This window comes from Haloimpatiens myeolchijeotgali (assembly GCF_042688525.2).
In the GTDB taxonomy this organism is placed as follows: domain Bacteria; phylum Bacillota; class Clostridia; order Clostridiales; family Clostridiaceae; genus Haloimpatiens.
The window spans coordinates 1743008-1763522 of record NZ_JBHWAB010000001.1 but is presented as its reverse complement, the minus strand read 5'-3'; the positions used below and the strand labels follow the sequence as shown (position 1 = coordinate 1763522).

The window sequence follows — 20515 nt, the reverse complement described above, 5'->3', positions numbered from 1 at the left end:
TTCACCTCCTATTCAACCTCTTTTAATTTCTTGATTTCTTCATCACTTTTTCTCTGAATCATCCATATATAACAAAGTGCAAAAACTATAAAAACAATAAGTGCAATTACTACCATTAAAATAATGTTGTTGATATTTAAATTTGATGTCTTTGGAATCCTCAAGAAAGATCCTAACATGGACCAAATACCAAAAATAGAACTAATCAATGCTATAGAAATCACCAAACCAAAATACCACCAAATTTGTATTCTTGCTGACAAACATAAAGATTTAACACTTGCACCTAGCATAGATAAAGTTAGATACCTATGTCTTGTACTTCTTTGCTGCATAAGAAATTTTAAGCCTAACACCGTATTTCCAATGATAAGGAACATCACTCCTAAATAAAGTGTGGTATAACCTCCTGCAACTATATAAAACAACTGTCTTCCCATGCTGGCAAGATAACTTTCATAGTTTAAACCAGATGTACTAAGTAGCTTATCTACCTGCTGCATTGCTTGCATTAAACCTTTTTCACGAACAAAATCAGAATCTAAAATCATATTCCAGAGTAATGATTCTTCCGAATCTCTAATCAATCTATTATACATATCATCAGGAACAATCAAACCATGAGAAATAGTAATAGCTCGATCTGCAACAAGATTGCTTGTATATAGTGTTGATTTCAATCTATATTGTTTTTTATCTATACTAATTGTTGAATTACATTCTAATACCTTCCTCAATAAATCATGTGAGAATGAAAATTCCTCATTAGAATACATTGCAACTTCATTGTCTTCTAATACAATGGGAGATTTATTGGTAAACTTAAGTAATGTATTATAACTAGAAAGAGAAATTAAATAAGGATTATATAAATCCCTTAGTAAATTTTCTTTTTCCTTTGAATTTTTTTCTCTAGAAATCGATTCTTTTAATCCTGCCCAAGAAAAAGTATGTGAAGCAGTATTTTCAGCCATCCCTCCACAGTATCCCTCAAAATTATTTAGTTTCATAGGATAATAACCCTTCACATAAGGTTTTAATTTACCAGATTCCAGTACAGAAACAATCTGTTTCTCTGATCCTTCAAATGTAAAATCTGCGGTTCTAGCAGATGCTCCCCCTCGAGCTAAACTTGTAGAAATACCATAAGCAAAACAAAGCATTGCCAAAAGAATTAACAGTGATGATATAGCAAGAGAACTCCATTGATGCAAAACATTCTCTTGAAGTTGTCTTCCCGTAAATGTAAATAATCCCATAGAAGAACTACTTTTACGTCTTATCCTTCTTCCAATCAAACTTCCCAATCCACGAAATAGCATAAAAGTTCCACTGATACCAACAAAAATTATTAATGCAAACATCCAAACATCAAGATTACGCAAATATAAAATTGCCAATATATAAGCTGCGCATAAAAAAACTGCTCCAAGAAGCAAACTAGCCCACCCCCATGCAAACGAAAGAACTCTTTGCACTTTTTCCTTCTGTTCATTTATCAAATCTACAGGTTCCTTCTTGCTCATTTTCAAGCTAAGAATAAACACAGCTAATAGTTGTACAATAATGAAACCAAATACCGTTAATCCTAGACCCTCCCAGGAAATATGAAACCTATGACCAATAATGCCCATTCCAATTAGTCTAGAAGTTGCTAGACTGATTAGTTCTGTTAAAAATAAAGAAACTGGAATTCCAATAAACAAAGCCACTAAACCATTCCACAATGTTTCCCCCATAATCATTGCAAACAACTTACTTGGTTTCATCCCCATCATTAAATATATTCCAAATTCATGACTACGATATTGTAATTGGTATCTGTTCGCAAAATAAACTAAGAAAAATACAAAGAAAAGCGACACAGCATAGAGCACCGGGATCATTAACAAAAGCTTTGCTACTGCATCACTCTCAATAGTCTTTAAATATATCATAACATCCTGCTCGCCAAGAGAAAGTATAACATAAAAAGCAATGATAGAAATAACCAATGAGGCAAAATAAACTCCATTTTCTTTTCGAACTTTACGACTATTTCGTTTGATGAATTCAAAGAACATTGGTGCTGCCTCCTCCCAACTGTGCCATAACAGTTAAGATACGTTCATAGAAAGAATTGCGAGTTCCTCCAGGCACTTTCTTTCGAAGCTCATGAAAAATCACACCATCTTGGATAAATAAGATTCTTGAGCAAAAACTTGCTGCGTTGGCATCGTGAGTAACCATCAAAATTGTAGTCCCCTCTGTCTCATTGATAGAAGATAGTTTTTCCATTAAAATTTTTGCATTTTTCGTATCCAAAGCACCCGTTGGCTCATCTGCTAATACAATGCTTGGATTGGAAATTAAAGCTCTTGCTGCTGCAGCTCTCTGTTTCTGACCTCCTGACATTTGAGAAGGAAATTTATTTAATACTTCTTCAATATCAAATTGCTTGGCTAATTTTTGAAGTTGTTCCTCTCCATTTTTTGGATTTTCGCCATGTATGGACAACGGCAAAAGGATATTTTCTCTGGCAGTTAAGTTATCTAACAACTCAAACTCTTGAAACAAATATCCAATTTTACTTCCTCGGTATTTTGCTAGCTGAGCTCCTCTAAATGAAGAAATATTCTGTCCTTCCAACAAGACTTGTCCAGATGTTGGCTTAAGCATGGTTGCAATACAATTAAGCAACGTGGTCTTGCCTGACCCGCTTGCACCCATAATTCCAAGAAACTCTCCTGGAAGAACATCAAAAGTGATTCCCTTTAATGCAGCGGTTTCACTTTGTCCCTCACCATATATCTTATGTACTTCCTGAACTTGAAGTAGTTTATCTGAAATTTTCATGTCTTATCCTCCCTTACTTTTCTCTTTTAATATCATATAATAAAAACTCGCTAATTAACACTTACAGTTGTTGTAAGGTTTGTAATAAGAGGATATTTCTTATTCATCAACAATAATAAAAAGGCTCAGAACATCAGTCTGAACCCTTAACTAACTTAATCACATCATTCCTACATTGATTTATATACCAGTTTGATATTTCATCTAGGTCTATTTTTCTTTTGAAAATACTTGTTTTTTCAGAAATTATCTCCTCAAGTACTTCACCAGTAGGAGATATTAACATCTATTGTTCCATGGCACATTCAAGTTTATGCAAATCAATATTTTCAAGAAACGAAATATCCTCAGAGTACCCAGATAATGCACCTTCAGGTAATACAACTAAATCATCTTCCTCTGATTGTTCTAAAATGGAAAGTATATTTTTTAAATTTTCATTGATATCACATTTTATTGGAAATTGCCCTACTAATACTGATAATTCCATAAAAACCTCCCAAATTTAAAAGTTTATAACCTTACTTTATTAATTTTTATTTTTGTATTTTATGTAATATTTTACTATAACTTATAATTTCAATTATATACCACATATTAACAAGCATCAAATTATTATTGCTAGTATTTTTCACATAATTAAAATCTTTAATAATTCTATCAAGAAAAAAAACCTAAGAGTTTTATCTCTCAAGGCTGTTCTTGTCTATCTATACTACTACTACCTTAAAATATTTATTAAATCATAAAAATAGTATTTCTTATTCTTTTTTAAAAATATTGTTCTAGCTCTTCTATTGAATTTAATTCAAATATATCCGTTGCAATTAATTCTATTGTTTCTTTTGGAAGCACTTTTATTTTTTCTCTATATTCATTAGGTACTTTTTTAAACTTCTTCATCAGCATTTTAATTAAAAGTTCAGCTTTTCCCTCTTCTTTACCTTTTTCAATTCCTTCTTGTATTAAACTTTTACCAAGCTCAGTCATCCTCAATTCCTCCTTTACTTTCTCTAAATCTTTTCCATTTAAAAATTTATTTGCAAAAGCATATAGTATTGATTCTATGTCATATTTATAGTTATTATTTACATCTTTCACTATGTGTATAGCATTAATTATTTTATCTGCTATCCCTATCTTTCCAGCCATAATAGGAGTGAATGTTAGCGATATTATATCTTGTTTTGTAATATCCTTACCAAATTTTATTTTTTCTACAATATCATTATATATCTTATCTCCATCTTTATCATCTATAGATATTAAATTAACTCTGTATTCATTTATTCCTATTTCTAAAATACTTGTTTGCTTGATTTTTTTGTAACCACTAACTATACTGTAATATAAATGAAAAACTTACACACAAAGGAGTTCTTCTCCCAAAGTAAAGGAGTGAGGAAATGAAACAAATCCTTGTAGTTGAAGATGATGTTATGCTCAATTCGGGTTTATGCTATAATCTTGAACTTGATAAATATAAGGCAGTTCCGGTTCACAATACTGCAGAAGCAATGGACAAAATAAAGGCAGAAACTTTTGACTTAATTGTATTGGATGTAAATTTGCCAGATGGAGATGGCTTTGACTTATGCAAAAAAATTAAATCAGCTCAAGATATTCCAGTGGTATTCCTTACTGCCCGTGATTTGGAAACTGATGTATTAATGGGCTTTGAACTAGGTGCAGATGATTATATCACTAAACCTTTTAGCATTAACATTTTCAGAAAAAAAGTTGCTGCCATTCTGAAAAGATGTGACAAGCATCAGAATGAAAATATCTATATGTGTGGTGAACTTATGATAGATTTTAATAAACTAACAGCATCAATTAAGAATGAACCAATCATTCTTACGCCAACTGAATACAAAATGCTCAAAATTTTTACAAGTAATCATGGTATTCTTCTAACAAGGCAGATTCTGCTTGAAAAGCTGTATGATGTGGATGCAAATTTTGTAGACGAACATGCCCTTACGGTTAATGTTAACCGTCTGCGCAACAAGATTGAACGTAAAGAAAGAAAATACATAAAAACAGTATACGGCATGGGATATTTATGGATCGGTGATGATGAATGAAGAATCAATCATTAATTAAACTCTATGTAAGTATTGGAATTGTATATTTTCTCCTGCTGGTGTGTTTTATTACAATAATTTTTTTGTATTCTGCAAATTTAATTATTTGCGGTGCTGCAATTGTTTTCTCGCTGCTGTGTTTACTAATTTGTATTATATTTATTGTGCTCATCAGAAAAAAACTAATTGCATTTTCTGAATCACTAAGTTCTTGCATTGATGATATGGTAGCTGGGAAAAATAACGTTAATTTTGATTTAGAATCAGAAACATTGATGGGAAAGTTTAATTACAAACTCAAACGTCTATACGAAATTTTGCAGCGTACAAGCAACCAAACAAAAGAAGAAAAACAGGCTATTCAAGAGATGATTTCAGACATATCCCATCAAGTAAAAACACCAGTGGCAAACTTGAAAATGTATAACTCCACCTTGTTGGAACAACAACTTCCACCCCAAAAGGAACGAGAATTTCATGAACTTATGGAAACGCAGATTAATAAGCTGGATTTTTTGATGCAGTCCATGGTAAAAATGTCAAGACTGGAGACAGGAATAATTACCCTTTCTGTTCAACCTGCATCATTGTATGATACCATTGCTTTGGCGCTTGGAAGTATTGTCCTTCCTGCCGAAAAGAAAAATATTAAAATTACCGTAAAATGCGACCCATATCTAATGGTTCCACATGATAAAAAGTGGACAGCCGAAGCACTATTCAACATTTTGGATAATGCAGTTAAGTATACCAGCCGGGGCGGCAAGATTACATTAAGTGTGGAGCGATGGGAAATGGTAACCAAAATTGATATTGCAGATACTGGAAAAGGAATACCTGAGAAGCATCTAGCACAGATTTTTAAACGCTTTTATCGTGAGGAAGATGTACATAATATTGATGGTGTAGGTATCGGACTCTATTTGTGCCGTAAGATTATTTCAAAGCAAAGCGGTTATATTCAAGTAAAATCACAAGTAAACAGAGGTTCCATATTTTCAGTGTTTTTCCCAAATGAAAGGTAGCTTTGATAGCTGCCTTTTTGCTATGCAAAACAAAATGTCTCAAAGTTGTAACAATTGATTTTCAGTTGAGACAATTGAGAGACATTTTTCCTGTATTATTAAAACATAAATTAAAATCTTAGGAGGATTTTCTATGATTATATTAAAAACAAGTAAACTAAAAAAATATTACGGTGCCAAACCAAACCTTGTCAAGGCTTTGGACAGCGTTACACTAAATGTAAAACAAGGAGAATTTGTAGCCGTTGTAGGCACTTCTGGAAGCGGTAAGTCTACTTTGCTGCACATGCTTGGAGGAATTGATAATCCAACATCCGGTAGTGTTGAGGTGAATGGAAAAGAATTATCAAAGATGAATGATGATCAACTTACCATTTTCCGCCGCAGGAATATTGGATTTGTTTTTCAAAATTATAACCTTGTACCAATTCTGAATGTTTATGAGAACATCATATTACCTATTGAACTAGATGGTGAAAAAGTAGATATGAAATTTGTGGACAAAATTGTGCGTATGCTTGGGCTTACGGAAAAATTAGATAATCTTCCAAATAACCTATCTGGTGGTCAGCAGCAGCGTGTAGCAATTGCGCGAGCGCTAGCAGCGAAACCTGCTATTATCCTTGCCGATGAACCTACTGGAAATCTGGACAGTAAGACAAGCCAAGAAGTGCTGGGACTCTTAAAAATGACCAGTCAACAATTTGATCAAACCATTATAATGATTACTCATAACAATGAAATTGCGCAGCTTGCTGACCGTATTATTCGCATTGAGGATGGCAAAATCGTTGGCATAGAGGAGGCTTAAATATGTTTCGAAATAATAATAAAACTATTGTAAAACATCTTGCTAAGAACTCTTTACGTTCAGATAAAACAAATCGCCGTTTTACAATATTGACAATTGCTATTTCTGTTTGTTTAATGTTTTCCATCTCACTTATCATGCTGGGAACTGATCAACTACACAAAAATACACAGATAGGAAAAGCTCAAATTTCAATTATTGGAGCAACAGAAAAACAACTTGATAAATTGAAAAAACAATCAAAGGTAGAATGGATTGGAGAAACTGCTGCTCTGGGATATTCTTATCAAAAAGATATTACATTAAACATAGTCTATGCAGATAAAACTCAAATAACAAATCAATTGAAATATTCATATACAGGTTCTTTTCCAAAAGATAAAAATGAGGTTATGTTACCTGAAAATTATTTAAATTACCTTCACAGTAAGGCAAAGCCTGGTGATATTATTTCACTTGATTTAACTGGCAATGGACAGAAACAGGATTATAAAATTTCTGGTATTATAGCATTAAACAAAAAAAGTGATAGTTATTTGGTTTGGGTAAGTAAGGATATGGCAAAGACTTTATCCAAAGATAACATATTTTCTGTTACTGCTTATACCAGATTACGCACAGATGCAATTAATTCCTCTCAGATAACTGACTTTGCACATAAGGTAATTGAGTCAACTGGAATAAAAAAAAGCCAAGTCATGTTAACAGATTATTTTGCTGTTATGAATGCCCTGGATCGACAGGGTATGCTTCCTTATGTAGTCTTATTCAGCTTTATCATATTGATTTTAGCAGGAATAATTATTTATGGAATTTTTTATTCATCTGTTACTAAAAATGTTCAAAGTTATGGGCAATTACGTACAATTGGTATGACAAAAAAGCAGGTAAAAAAAATGGTGCGAAAAAAAGGAGTAAACCTTGCCTTGCGTGGAATTCCACTAGGATTGCTAATTGGTCTCATTATAGGATATACAGTATGTCCTCATGGATTCCAAATGAAAAATACAATTATAAGTGCAGTTATTATATCTGTATTTGCATTTTTTATGGTACGTGTATCTATGCATACACCGGTTAAATTGGCAGCAGGTACTTCTCCTCTAGCAGGCTTATGTTATTTGCCATATAAGGGAAAACAAAAATATAAAAATAATAAAAAACATCATAGAATTACATCTGAAAGACTTGCCTGGATGAATCTAAAACGTAATCGCAAAAAGACCATATTTACTTTAGGAATGTTTAGTTTAAGCGGTATTTTGTTAATAACAACATCAACATTATCACAATCCATGAGTGCAGAAAAAAAAGCAAGATTTATGTATTTTCCTAATGGTGAAATTCGACTTAATATCCAGCGTATTGCACAATCTACTTTTAGTAAAGAGGCTAAAAATGATCCATACAGGGACACCCGCTTGCAGTTAGAATCTAATCCACTAAGTAATTCTAAATTATTGTCACAAATCACGAAAGTGGATGGTGTAAAAAAGATTACTCCTTCCAATGCTGTAAAATTATGCATTACTTATAATGGTACTTTTGGTACAACTACAATAATTGCAAATAATTATCCAACAATATCGAGAAAACAATGTAAAAAAATAAATTCTATTTTATTATCTGGTACAGCAGATTATGATATGTTAACAAAGAAAAATGGAATTCTCATTTCAAACAGTGATGCAAAAATTGGAGATGTGTATAAAATTAACGGAAGAAGTTCTGATGGAAGGAAGTTTGAAATAAAAGCACCAGTTATGGGAACATACGCAGCAGGTGATTTAATGGAGAAATGTCCAGTTACACCGGGCAGTCCATACTTTTTAATGACTTATGATTCTATTCGCAAATTAACTGGTGTAATTGATCAAACAGGATGCTTAACAATATCTGTTGAACCAAATAAGCTAAAAAAAGTAACAAAAGAAATAAAAACAATTGCTGATCAAAACAATAAAATTGATATGTATACATTGGCAGAAAATGTCCGAAATATTCAAGTAAGATTTGATCAATATATAAAAGCATTATATTTTATTTCAGTAATACTCTTTACATTTGGTATTATAAGTCTTGTAAACATAGTTATCACAAGTATTGCATTACGAAAACAAGAATTTGGATTGTTACAAGCAGTTGGAATGACAGCGGAACAGATCAACCAGATGCTGCAAACAGAAACTCTCTTTTATACTGGAGGAAGCTTTTTACTATCCACAGTAGGTGGATTTATTATTGGAGGTATTGTTTGTAATAAATTAGAGAATACATCACACTGTATTATTTATCATTATCCATGGATTGTTATTTTAGTATTGGCTGGAGTATTATTACTTATTCAGTTTGTGCTTTCTTTTTATTCAACTCGTTCACTCAAAAAAACTACTATATTAGAACGTATAAGAGCTACTGAATAATCATTGCAAATATAAGTGGTAAATAACTAATCACATTGATAGTTATTTACCACTTATATTTTTATCTATACATATTATTTTTTCTATACTCTTTAGGCGATATTCCTATTATATCTTTAAATGCAGCTGCAAACTTACTTCCGTTGTTATACCCTACACAATTTGCTATATCTAAAATATTGCTTTCAGTTTTTATTAGAAGTTCCGCTGCTTTTTGTATTTTCTGTTGCCTTATATAAGAATATATACTTGTTCCAAACATTTCTTTAAAACATTTCTTCATTGTTGTAAGTGAAATATCATAATTTTTAGAAAGCGCATCTAAAGTATACTTCTTCCCTATATTTTTTGTAATTAATTCTTGAATATTTTTTACTTTTTCCACATTATCTTTAGAAAAATAAGTTCTTTTTTCTTTTGTAGTTACATCAAGAGCTGATAAAAACATTAAGACTTCTAATACCTTTATTTTATAATAATTCATTCTTATCTTATCCGGCACTGAATATAACTCTGCAAATATATGCTCTATTGATTTATTAGCACGCATAATACAGAAACCATTGTTGTTTCCCCCACAAATACAAAATCCAGTAATTAATTTTTTTAAATCAATTGAATGATCCTCAAAAAAATCATCTATTTCATTTTGAGCTTTATCAATTTCTATACGTATAGTTATGCCATAATAATACCCAACCGGAAAATATGACTGCCTACAGCTTCCATTCTTAATACTTATAGATAAGTCATTCTTAGAAATATAAGTATATTCCCCATTAGTAAATGCACATTCAATTCGTCCTTCTAAGCAATGATTTATTTCAAAATATCCCTCAGGAGGTTTTAAATCTACACAAGCATGTTGTACATGCATATCATTATATATAATATCTATTCCATTCATAACATGATAGCTTGTCATTATTCCATGTTTTTTCATACTATACACATCATAATTATCAGCTCTTTTTTCAACCTTTATTCTACTTCCATAAAACAATTTTTCTATACTTGTAGGTATCATATATTCCCCCTATATTATTAGAATTATCACAGGAACTCTCTAACTCTATTCAACTTTCATTATTCATTTTTAATTATTAATTCTTAACTCAACTTTCGCAGTAAAAGAATATTGCTTAGCGAAGGAAAATGATATATTGCGTAAGAAACATTTGAACAAAGTTTACAAGTTCTTAGCTTTACGAATTTGAAAAAAGTTATTTTTTAATTACTGATTCCTACGGAATATTAATTAAAAAATCTTTTTTCAATATGAGTAAAGCTTAGAACTTGTTACTGAAGTGAAAGGTTTCTAAGCAAGATATCATTTCCCGCAGCGGCTATTTTTTATCTGTGAAAGTTGAGTTCTTAATTAGCATTAGATAATTCATATCATTTGAAAACTGTTATCATTACATAAATTAGTATATATTTGCTACATTTATTTGTCAAATAATATACCTTTTTTATCTAATCACATCTTCCATCCTTCTGCTGATTCTCTGATCTTTATAAAGTTTCTATAAATGCCTTCCTGTTTTATCAGTTCACTATGAGTTCCATTCTCGACTATTGCACCATCATTAACAACAAGTATCTGATCTGCATTTTGTATAGTTGCTAATCTGTGAGCTATAGTAATTATGGTTTTGCCCTTTACAAGTGAACTTATAGCCTCTTGAATTAAATGCTCATTTTCAGGATCTACACTTGCAGTTGCTTCATCTAGTATGATTATTGGAGAATCTTTAAGCATTGCTCTTGCTATAGATATTCTTTGTTTTTCACCACCTGATAAAGATGATCCTCCTTCACCAATTACTGTATCGTATCCATTTGGCAACTGCATTATAAAATCATGACATCTGGCTTTCTTAGCAGCTTCCTGTATTTCTTCATCCGTAGCTTCTGGTCTTCCAAATGCTATATTTTTTCGAACTGTATCATGAAATAAATAAACATTTTGAAATACCATAGAAATATTACTTAATAAACTATCACATGTAAAATCATTAATATTATGTCCTCCTATAAATATCTCTCCACTATTTACATTGTAGAACCTAGCTATTAAATTACATATTGTACTTTTGCCGCTACCTGATGGTCCAACTATTGCTGTTGTAGTATACTCTGGTATTTTTAGAGAAACATCATGTAATATTGTTCTCTTATCATAGCCAAATGTAACATTTTTAAATTCAATATCGTAATTATTTAATCTAATATCCTTTCCATCTTGATCTACAAATTTGGCATTTTTTATATCTTCTATACTGTTAAGAGCATTATCTATAATACCCATAACATGTGCTGAATCACTTATAGGTTTAATTCCTAAGAATATATAAAATGAAAATAGTAAAAACATCAGCATTATTGAAAAATCCATTTTTCCAGTTAAGCACAAATATGATGCTGCAACAATCACTCCAATTGATGCTATATCCAGCATTAATTTATGCATAGATGCATTAGGCACAAAATTAACCTCTATTTTTACATTTATTTTCTTACTATTATTACAAGCTTTTTTTAATGATTTTATTGAAACTCCCTGCTGTCCAAAAGACTTTACTACTGGAAGTCCTATTATATATTCAATTACAGCATTTGATATTTCATCATTTGCCTTTGATAAAACTTCTCCATTTTTTTCACCATGTCTTGAAACTCTCTTTAAAAATATCAAAGAAAGTAATATACCACATAATACAATCAAAGCAATCTGAGGACTGAAAAATGCAAGGAAAATAATCATAATTGCAATGTTTAAATATCCTCCTACCATTGTATCTATCATTCTTATACCCATATTTTCAAGCATATCTAAACCTGTAGTAATAGCATTTAGAATATCACCTGTACTTTTTGTAGCAAAATATCCAAGCGGTACTCTCTTCATGATATCACCAATTTCTATTCTATCTTTAGCTGCCATTTCATATGCTATTACTTCTTGTTTTTTAGCACGTAAATAATCAAATAAGAATCTTAAAAATACAAATAAAATAACAAACAATAATGAATAAAGTATCCAAGCAGTATTAAACTTTTCTATTCCTTTAGCATCTTTTATTATCATACCAAGTGTATATGCTGCTATCATTATTGGAGCCGCTGCAAACCAAGAAGATAAAACAGTAAAAATAAATCCTAAATATAATTGTTTCTTATATTCTCCACACCAATTGATAATTTTCTTTAATGTTTTAAACATTCACCTCTGCTCCTTTCTTCTAAGATACTGCCCATGATTTTGCACCAATATGGCTCTTCCACATACGTAAATATAGCGGACACCTGTCTAAAAGTTCCTCTTGTTTTCCTTTATCAATGATTTCTCCATCTTTCACAACAACAATTTGATCTGCATTTTGAATAGTTGATAATCTGTGAGCAATCACCAGCAATGTCTTTCCTTTTGTAAGAGCTGAAATTGATTTTTGTAACTTTTGTTCATTTTCAGGATCAGTAAAAGCAGTTGCTTCATCTAATATTATTATTGGAGAATTCTTAAGCATTACACGCGCAATAGCAATACGCTGTTTTTCTCCTCCAGATAACTGTTTTCCTGCATCTCCTGCACTTGTATCATATCCATATTGTAATTTTTGGATAAATTCATCGCATTGTGCCAGCTTTGCTGCTTTATACACTTCTTCATCACTTGCTTTGGGGTTGCCTAGCCTTATGTTCTCTTTTATAGAACAGTTAAATAAGAAATTATCCTGAGTTACAAAACTTACCATTTTAACAAGCTCATTTAATGGTATTTCTTTTATATCTGTACCCCCGATTGTAATTTTCCCAAAGTCTACATCAAAGAAACGGGCAATAAGCTTTGCTATGGTTGACTTACCACCACCGGATGGTCCTACTAATGCTGTAAATGATCCCTCTTTTAACTCTAAATCTATTCCATGAAGAACTTGCTCTGATATTTTACCAGTATACGAAAAACCTACATTATTTATTTTTATATTATAATTTGTTATTTTTGCATAATCCTTAGGCTCAGGTAATTCAGCAATTTCTAATAAGTCATTAGTTTTTAACAAAGTATACTGCATCTTTTTTATGGATTCTCCAAACACTTCCAGTCTTGCAAGAGAGTTGACCATTCCAAGAGACAACATAATACATACACAAACCTCAGCTGGATTCAAAATACCTTTTGAATATAAAAGCAATCCAACTGGAAGAGTTCCAAGAAGTGTAGATGGAGCAACTGCAAAAGCTAATTTTATTCCAATCCATGTACTTTTTAGCCAATTTAAAGTGTGATTCTTAAATCCTTCTACTGAATCTGCATATTTCCCATATATTTTACCAGTTTGTCCAAAAGCTTTAACTACCTGTATTCCTTCTATATATTCAATCATTACGCTGTTTACACGTTCTTTAGATTTCATATACGTATCATAGTTTTTAGCATAATCTTTCATTATATATGAAAATATCACAAGTGTAATAGGTATTGTAACTATTGATGCTAATGCCATTCTCCAGTCAAATACAAATAAAGTTATCCATACAACTATTGGCAAAATTATATTTCCAGAGCCTTCAGGTATCATATGAGCTAGTGGTGGTTCTATAGCCTCTACTTCATCTAACATCAAATTTTTTAATTCACCAGTTGTTCTGCTCATCACAGTACCAAGTGGTGCTTTTACAAGCTTATCTGCAATTTTCATTCTTATAGTCTCTAATATTGTATATGCACTAATATGAGATAAAATTGTGGAGAATGTAAAAAACAATTGTCTCGATATACAACCTATAAGACCAATCAGACACCAAAAAGTAATATCTTTTGCAGCTATTGTATTTTCTATAAATAATTCAAGTATTTTATATATACAAATATAAGGTATTAAACTACTTAAAATACTTATAATAGAAAATATAACTGAAAAAATCATTTTTCCCTTACACTGAGAAGCGTGAGAGAATAATATTTTTATCCAATTTTTCTTTTCCAAAAAAAATCCCCCTTACATTTTAATTTTTGAGCAAACTTTATTGGTAATAATTATCATTATCACTGTATTAAATTATGACTCTTATTAATATTCTTTTCTACTCCATATAGACGTTTGGCTCCAAAAAGACATTAAGTATAAATTAACTTAAATATCTATGTCAATTTAAAATAATAATTACAAGTCATATTTATAAACTCTGTATCATACTTAAAACATAATCTTTAATTTGGAACAATAAAAACAGCCCCAAGAGTTTTGTCTCTCAAGGCTGTTCTTGTCTATTTACACTTTACTAAATAATCCTGCACCTTGTATAATTTCCTGCTCCGTAAATAAGCTTAAAACAGCTTTATTATAATCATATACCTTTTGTGCCTTCTTTATTCTTTTAGCATATTTTTTGTTATTTGAAAATAGCCAAATCATATATCCCCATAATTCTTTCATTTTAAACATTGCATTTCTATCTTCATTAAACACTTCTCTATATTCATTAAAAATTTCATCATGAAAATCCTTTAAGACTTCTTTATTTATAAAAGTATTGTTTTTAATTTCATTTATTAGTCCTGGATTAGCTATTATTCCTCTTCCTAACATTATTGTTTTTATTTCCGGAAAAGTTTTTACTAATTCATTACAATCATTAACAGTAAAAATATCACCATTGTAACATACTGTATTAGTACTTAACGATAATGCATCTTTAAATACCTCTAAGTTAGGTCTATTTCCATAAAAATCTTTTTGTGTTCTAGGATGAATAATTAATTCTTCTATAGCATATTTATTGTAAATTTTTATTATGTCATAAAATTCTTCTGAACTTTCTATTCCTATTCTAGTTTTTATAGAAATTTTCATATCATTCATTTTAAATATTTCATCTAAAAATCTATCAAGTTCTTCCTGTTTTGCTAGAAATCCTGATCCTCTATTCTTTGAAACAACTGTTCCAGAAGGACATCCTAAATTTAAATTAACCTCATTATAACCTAATTGTTGTAATTTCCTCGACGTAGTAATAAAACCTTCTGAATCATTAGTAAGTATTTGAGGAACTACATTCATCCCTTTATTGTTTTCAGGCAAAACATCTCTTAATTCTTTAGTTTTAAAACTTTTATTCTTTTTTGGAACAATAAACGGTGTAAAATATTTATCAATATTATTAAAAAATTTCTTATAAGAATTTCTATATATGTATCCTGTAATTCCTTCCATTGGTGCTAAATAATATTTCATTGATTATCTCCTTTTTTTTAACATTATAAAAAATATTATATCAGCCTTCTTTTTTCTTATCTACAATAATATATTACAATCAATAATACAAGTGTTAAAATTGTAACCATAAAAAGCTGCAGCAGGTAGCCTAAATTAAACCTGCTGCAGCTTTTTATATCTCTAGGGTTCTTTATAAACCTTTGGGTAAACCTATCCTTGCTATTAATTTTTCTTTATCTTGTGGTAATGTGCCTTTTATCTTAATTATATTTGTTGGATGTGTTGTATCAAATACCATTGGTTGCTTAGGTTCGAGATTTTCTAAAAGTGTTCTTATTTCTACTAATCGTTCATTTCGGCTTTGAGGAATAAAATCACCTCTTTTTACCATGTTGTTTAACTCCGTTCCGTTAAAAATTGTTAGATTCATGGTAATAACTTTATTTGTTATAAACTGATTAATCATTTTAGCAGTTGCAATTGCGTTATCTACATATTCACCTTCACCAGCTATCCCATACATAATAATCGAATTAAATGGTATTTTTGATTCGTTAAGTTTCTTTGCTTGTTTAATTGCTTCATCTACTGTATGACCTTTATTCATCAATTTTAATATATCGTCTCTACCTGTTTCAAAACCGATATAGAGTAATCTAAGCCCTGCATCATGAAGAATGGATAGCTCATCAACTGAATATTTGGCGATACTCTTTATAGCAGCATATGATGCCACACAGGCGCAATAAGGTAAATACTTATGTATCATATCTAATAATCGCTTCATTTTATCAAATCCTATTGCCATAGGATCTGCACCTGTCAAAAATACTTTTTCAGTATAAGTATATCCATTTAGCAATTGCATTTCTATATCCTGAAATGGAACTTCACCATATTTATCATCTTTATACATAGAACAAAATGCGCATTTGTTATATGAACATCCTACTGTTACTGGTAGTAAAAAAGTAGTCATTTCATCCTGCGGATAATAAACTGTATCATTTTTATACATAATTAAACCCTTCCCTTTCACTTCACTCAAGGCAGAAAACGCAATAAAATATCTTGGCTACCTGTAAATGCCATCGCTTTTCTACCTATTCCACCTTCATAGTCAGTTTATACCAATAAGTTTCAAACTGTCAACCTATTGGAAAATCTAGCTAGTCTCAAGTTATAGTTAAATTTTACAATAAAAAATAAGCTGTGCACTAATTATTTAGTGCACAGCCCTCTTTTATTTATTTTCTAATAATACTTTTGGTTTACTTTTGATTCCCTTTATTCCAAGATTGCCATAGATTTCACTAACTGTTCCTGCCGTAATAAATGCATCAATTTGTTCTTTTTTTATAAATTCCATAAGATAAGAAAATTCATTTCGTGTCATTAAACTTTCAATTTCAAACTTGTTCTGTGATTCTAATCCACCTTTAATTGGATATAAAGTTGCACCACGATGCATATCTTCTATTATAAATTTACGAATTAACTCATAATCCTTCGAAACAATGCAAACCCTTTTTCTAGAATTAAATCCTATCATAAAGTGCTCCAATATTAATCCATTAAGATAAGTTCCAATTAATCCTACGATTACTGTTCTTATATCATACACAAAAATTGCAGTACAACAAATAAATGCTCCTGCAATAGAAACTGATGTACCTAAATCAATATGACAATATTTATTTACGATTTTAGCTATAATATCCAAACCGCCCGTTGATGCATTATGTCTAAATAAAATCGTTTGTGAAAAACTCAAAATCAGCACAAAACACAAAAGATCTAGCCACTGATCCTGCATCAATGATTGTCTAATTGGATATATTTTTTCTAGTATGGCAAGCATAGGTGACAAAATCAACGCTGAATATACAGTTTTAACACCAAATTCTTTCCCAATAAGAAAGTAAGATAAAATTAGCAAAAATGCATTTATAATAAAAACTAAAACCGGCAATGATATTGATGTAAGTAAATTAATTACTATTGATAAACCAGTAATGGATCCAACAATTAATTTACTTGGAATCAAAAAGAAATGTACAGATACTGCTCCAATAAACATACCTAATGTTAATATTGGTAAATCCTTAATAAAATACTTTATCCTCTCACCCATTTTATCTCTCCCCAAACTTTAAACTAATCATTTCTTATTTAACTTAACTTTGGCAGATGAAAAACAGCCGCTGCGGGAAATGATATCTTGCTTAGAAACCTTTCACTTCAGTAACAAGTTCTAAGCTTTACTCATATTGAAAAAAGATTTTTTAATTAATATTCCGTAGGAATCAGTAATTAAAAAATAACTTTTTTCAAATTCGTAAAGCTAAGAACTTGTAAACTTTGTTCAAATGTTTCTTACGCAAAATATCATTTCCCTTCGCTAAGTAGTATTTTTTACTGCGAAAGTTGAATTATTTAACAAATAAATCTTTGTAGAATCTTCATATCTTTTCTAAGTTAAATATATCCCCCCCATTAGCAACAATATATATTTTCTAAGAACTCCACTTTAACCTATATTCAAATAATCTTCAAAAAAGTCATTTGAATTACAAATTATAACAGTTTAATATGATTAGTTTATTATAATATCGACAAAGTAAACATTTACATAATCAATTTTACCATAAATACCTGTATTTTGAAATAACAAATTGTCAATATCTGAATAATTATATTAAAACTATGATATTATTAATGTAATCTATTTTATACATACAAGATAATAATACCTTGAGAATGTATGGGGATTATAATAGTGTGAAGCTAACTTTTTACATTTTTATAACTTTAGATATAAATTCAACTTCATCATTAATTAATATATATGGAGCATATTCTCTATAACTATCCAAATTATTCAAAGTTACTATTTGTACCCCACGTTCAAGTGTTGTTAAAGTTAAATATGATTTTTACTTTTTTAGTCCCCATTTATTTTTCATTTTTTAGAAATCTGTATTATTAACAGCTACGAAATATAAGTGTAATTTAGCAGTTTGCAAGAACATAGATTCTAATAATTCTTAGTATTTAACAACTAATATAAATAGTAAAAATGTAGTTATAGAATGTAAAAAAGTAATCGCTACACCATTTTCAATAATAAATAATTAAATTATTTATTATATTCTAATAAAAATCTAGGATCAATTGAAAGATATCCTCTTTCATTTTTACAAACACCAGCCCAATCTAAAATGGCACAAACTACAAATCCTGGTCCATATGCTGATTTACCTTCTTCTACTCCATGAACTTTACTCGCAATATATCCTTCTACTGAATCCAACGGAAGATTATCACTACCTAATTTAGCACCTGATTGAGCCTTACCTTTTTCTGCTTTACCTCCATTTTTCATTACTATTTCAACTGCAGCATCAAATACTTCCCAAGTTAAATGATTAGGAACTGGGATTTTAGGAGAAACTACTCCCTTTCCATTGTCATCATACCATATCTCGCATGGTTTACCCCTAAAAAGTGGTACCGATATTCTACCACCACACTCATTTAATTTTTCCTTTATTTTTTTAATAACTAAACTATCATTAGGTTCTATAGGTAAAGATTTAACATTAGCCATTTCTGAAACCTCCTCTTTCTTCTTCTTTAGAAGGGTCAATTCCTAAATTAGTAAAAATATCTCCTAATTTCTTCTTTACTTCAGTATAAGATATTCCTGTATCTTTTTGTATAGCTTTTAAATTATCTTGATGTGTCAGAAAAAGAATTATAAAATTTATATCTTTACTAGAAAGATAGTCAAATTTGCTAAGTTCAAAATTTCCCATTAGTTCTATATCACATTTATCATATGTAAGACGTGTTGCTATTAATTTATTATTACATCTTGGACAATATAATTTATTTTCCATAATTATCCCCCCCTATATTATAATACTCGTATCTTTAAAAATTAATATCTATATCTTTTTAAATTAAAAAGACCAGCGATTACCTCACCAGTCTTCCCAAATTAAAGTTTCTGTTAAACTTTTATTTAAAGTACTAAAAACCAGCAGGCGGACTTCAATTAGCCTACCTGCTGGTTATATATATAATATTATTCTGTTTCATTTTCAAGAGATAACATTTTCTCTTGCCTCATTTCATGCAGAGTTTTGTCATTACCCTTAATTAGAGCCCAATCATAAATTCTAATACTAGACCAACCAGTAACCTTTTGCCCCCACTTGTTAAATGTAAGTTTTTCACCTTTAAAATCAACATATTTACTATCAATAACTGCAGCTTCTGAATTATCTCTATTCTTAATTACTACAGCATCTCCAGCTTTAATAATTCCCCACTCAAATAATTTGTCCATGCCAGGAAGTATAGTTCTAGTACTAGGTGTATTACTCTTACTTGTATATGTAGGTCGTTTTTTATCATCCACCTCAACGTAAAAATCCTCTAAAGAAGGTGGTGGTAATATCCTATTAATATCTATAAAATAATTATCTTGTATTCTCATTGGACTTAATGCAAAACAACTAATATCAACATTATTAGCTATAAGCCACGCTGCAGCTGATAATGTTTGTTTATCAAAAGATGATGCTATGAGTATTATTCTTTGTTTTGAATTAAATGTCTTTATGGCATTATTCTTTTCAAGAAAATCATTTAAAATCCTTGATGCCTTTTCATAAGCAGTTAAATCTCCAAGATCAAACTCATCTTTATATTTTTCAATGTATGAGGCAAATATTTTATCAACTAAATCATCTGGAGTTTTTAGTTTTGCATAACTTGCAGCATACCTTATAGCTTGAAATTCAAAAGCCTCTTTTCTTTGCCTAATGTCCTCAACATCTCTCTTAATCTCAATTAGTACAAGGTTACCATTTTGGTCTACTGCAGTTAAATCACTTCTACCATTTTCTTTATTTACAACTTGCTTTCCAACAACAAGTAAAGTTTCATCTTCAAATATAACTTCTATGTTTTTTCTTAAAAATTCTTCTATATGTTCTTCTCTTAAGTTTAAGGATTTAAAGTTTGTATTTTCTATTTCAATATCTTCAATTTCTATAGAATCTTTTATTTTTATTGGGATTAACATTCTCCACACCTTCTC

At 30.2% G+C, this 20515-nt stretch carries 16 protein-coding genes and 2 pseudogenes; 4 read left to right on the top strand and 14 right to left on the bottom strand.

Going from position 1 to position 20515, the window contains the following annotated elements:
• Positions 1-8: 8 nt before the first annotated feature.
• The 4 genes and pseudogenes from ACFIJ5_RS07895 to ACFIJ5_RS07880 all read right to left on the bottom strand — a co-directional run.
• Entirely contained in the window at positions 9-2063 is a 2055-nt protein-coding gene (locus ACFIJ5_RS07895) for an FtsX-like permease family protein (protein WP_379805786.1), read from the bottom strand.
• The gene (locus ACFIJ5_RS07890) at positions 2053-2829 is read right to left on the bottom strand and encodes an ABC transporter ATP-binding protein (RefSeq protein ID WP_459253874.1); all 777 of its coding nucleotides are present in this window, start codon (positions 2827-2829) and stop codon (positions 2053-2055) included. Before ACFIJ5_RS07890 ends, ACFIJ5_RS07895 begins: the two co-directional genes overlap by 11 nt.
• A gap of 292 nt (positions 2830-3121) precedes the next feature.
• Complete coding sequence (locus ACFIJ5_RS07885; RefSeq protein ID WP_379805782.1) at positions 3122-3325, bottom strand: hypothetical protein; 204 nt, start codon at positions 3323-3325, stop codon at positions 3122-3124.
• A 281-nt stretch (positions 3326-3606) separates the two neighbouring features.
• Positions 3607-4182 (bottom strand): annotated as a pseudogene (locus ACFIJ5_RS07880) (DUF4351 domain-containing protein); the annotation flags it as partial.
• Between the two features lie 59 nt (positions 4183-4241).
• Here ACFIJ5_RS07880 and ACFIJ5_RS07875 point away from each other — a divergent pair.
• From ACFIJ5_RS07875 to ACFIJ5_RS07860, 4 genes are all read left to right on the top strand, one after another.
• A complete protein-coding gene (locus ACFIJ5_RS07875; protein WP_379805780.1) occupies positions 4242-4922 on the top strand; it encodes a response regulator transcription factor in 681 nt (226 codons plus the stop codon).
• The gene (locus ACFIJ5_RS07870; RefSeq protein ID WP_379805778.1) at positions 4919-5947 is read left to right on the top strand and encodes an ATP-binding protein; all 1029 of its coding nucleotides are present in this window, start codon (positions 4919-4921) and stop codon (positions 5945-5947) included. The genes ACFIJ5_RS07875 and ACFIJ5_RS07870 overlap by 4 nt, the downstream gene beginning before the upstream one ends.
• A gap of 133 nt (positions 5948-6080) precedes the next feature.
• On the top strand, positions 6081-6758 hold the full coding sequence (locus tag ACFIJ5_RS07865) for an ABC transporter ATP-binding protein (RefSeq protein ID WP_379805776.1): 678 nt from the start codon (positions 6081-6083) through the stop codon (positions 6756-6758).
• A gap of 2 nt (positions 6759-6760) precedes the next feature.
• Positions 6761-9181 carry an ABC transporter permease gene (locus ACFIJ5_RS07860; protein WP_379805774.1) on the top strand — a complete coding sequence of 807 codons (2421 nt, stop codon included), beginning with the start codon at positions 6761-6763 and terminating at the stop codon, positions 9179-9181.
• 61 nt (positions 9182-9242) lie between these two features.
• On the opposite strand, the gene ACFIJ5_RS07855 is transcribed toward ACFIJ5_RS07860, so the two are convergent.
• From ACFIJ5_RS07855 to ACFIJ5_RS07810, 10 genes and pseudogenes are all read right to left on the bottom strand, one after another.
• Entirely contained in the window at positions 9243-10208 is a 966-nt protein-coding gene (locus ACFIJ5_RS07855; protein ID WP_379805772.1) for a helix-turn-helix transcriptional regulator, read from the bottom strand.
• Positions 10209-10661: 453 nt separating this feature from the next.
• Positions 10662-12407, bottom strand: a complete 1746-nt coding sequence (locus ACFIJ5_RS07850; protein WP_379805770.1) for an ABC transporter ATP-binding protein — start codon at positions 12405-12407, stop codon at positions 10662-10664.
• Between the two features lie 19 nt (positions 12408-12426).
• Positions 12427-14115, bottom strand: coding sequence for an ABC transporter ATP-binding protein (locus ACFIJ5_RS07845; protein ID WP_379809569.1), 1689 nt, complete (start codon positions 14113-14115; stop codon positions 12427-12429).
• A gap of 345 nt (positions 14116-14460) precedes the next feature.
• Positions 14461-15423, bottom strand: coding sequence for a tRNA dihydrouridine synthase (locus ACFIJ5_RS07840; protein WP_379805768.1), 963 nt, complete (start codon positions 15421-15423; stop codon positions 14461-14463).
• 172 nt (positions 15424-15595) lie between these two features.
• Complete coding sequence (locus ACFIJ5_RS07835) at positions 15596-16423, bottom strand: radical SAM protein (protein ID WP_379805766.1); 828 nt, start codon at positions 16421-16423, stop codon at positions 15596-15598.
• A 225-nt stretch (positions 16424-16648) separates the two neighbouring features.
• Complete coding sequence (locus ACFIJ5_RS07830) at positions 16649-17539, bottom strand: YitT family protein (protein WP_379805764.1); 891 nt, start codon at positions 17537-17539, stop codon at positions 16649-16651.
• Positions 17540-18200: 661 nt separating this feature from the next.
• Positions 18201-18326: pseudogene (locus tag ACFIJ5_RS07825) on the bottom strand (DUF6718 family protein); the annotation flags it as partial.
• A 218-nt stretch (positions 18327-18544) separates the two neighbouring features.
• The gene (locus tag ACFIJ5_RS07820) at positions 18545-19015 is read right to left on the bottom strand and encodes a hypothetical protein (protein WP_379805762.1); all 471 of its coding nucleotides are present in this window, start codon (positions 19013-19015) and stop codon (positions 18545-18547) included.
• Positions 19008-19307: a DUF2089 family protein gene (locus tag ACFIJ5_RS07815; protein ID WP_379805760.1), complete on the bottom strand. Its 300-nt coding sequence runs from the start codon at positions 19305-19307 to the stop codon at positions 19008-19010. The genes ACFIJ5_RS07820 and ACFIJ5_RS07815 overlap by 8 nt, the downstream gene beginning before the upstream one ends.
• 188 nt (positions 19308-19495) lie before the next feature.
• Entirely contained in the window at positions 19496-20500 is a 1005-nt protein-coding gene (locus tag ACFIJ5_RS07810; RefSeq protein WP_379805758.1) for a hypothetical protein, read from the bottom strand.
• Positions 20501-20515: the final 15 nt, after the last annotated feature.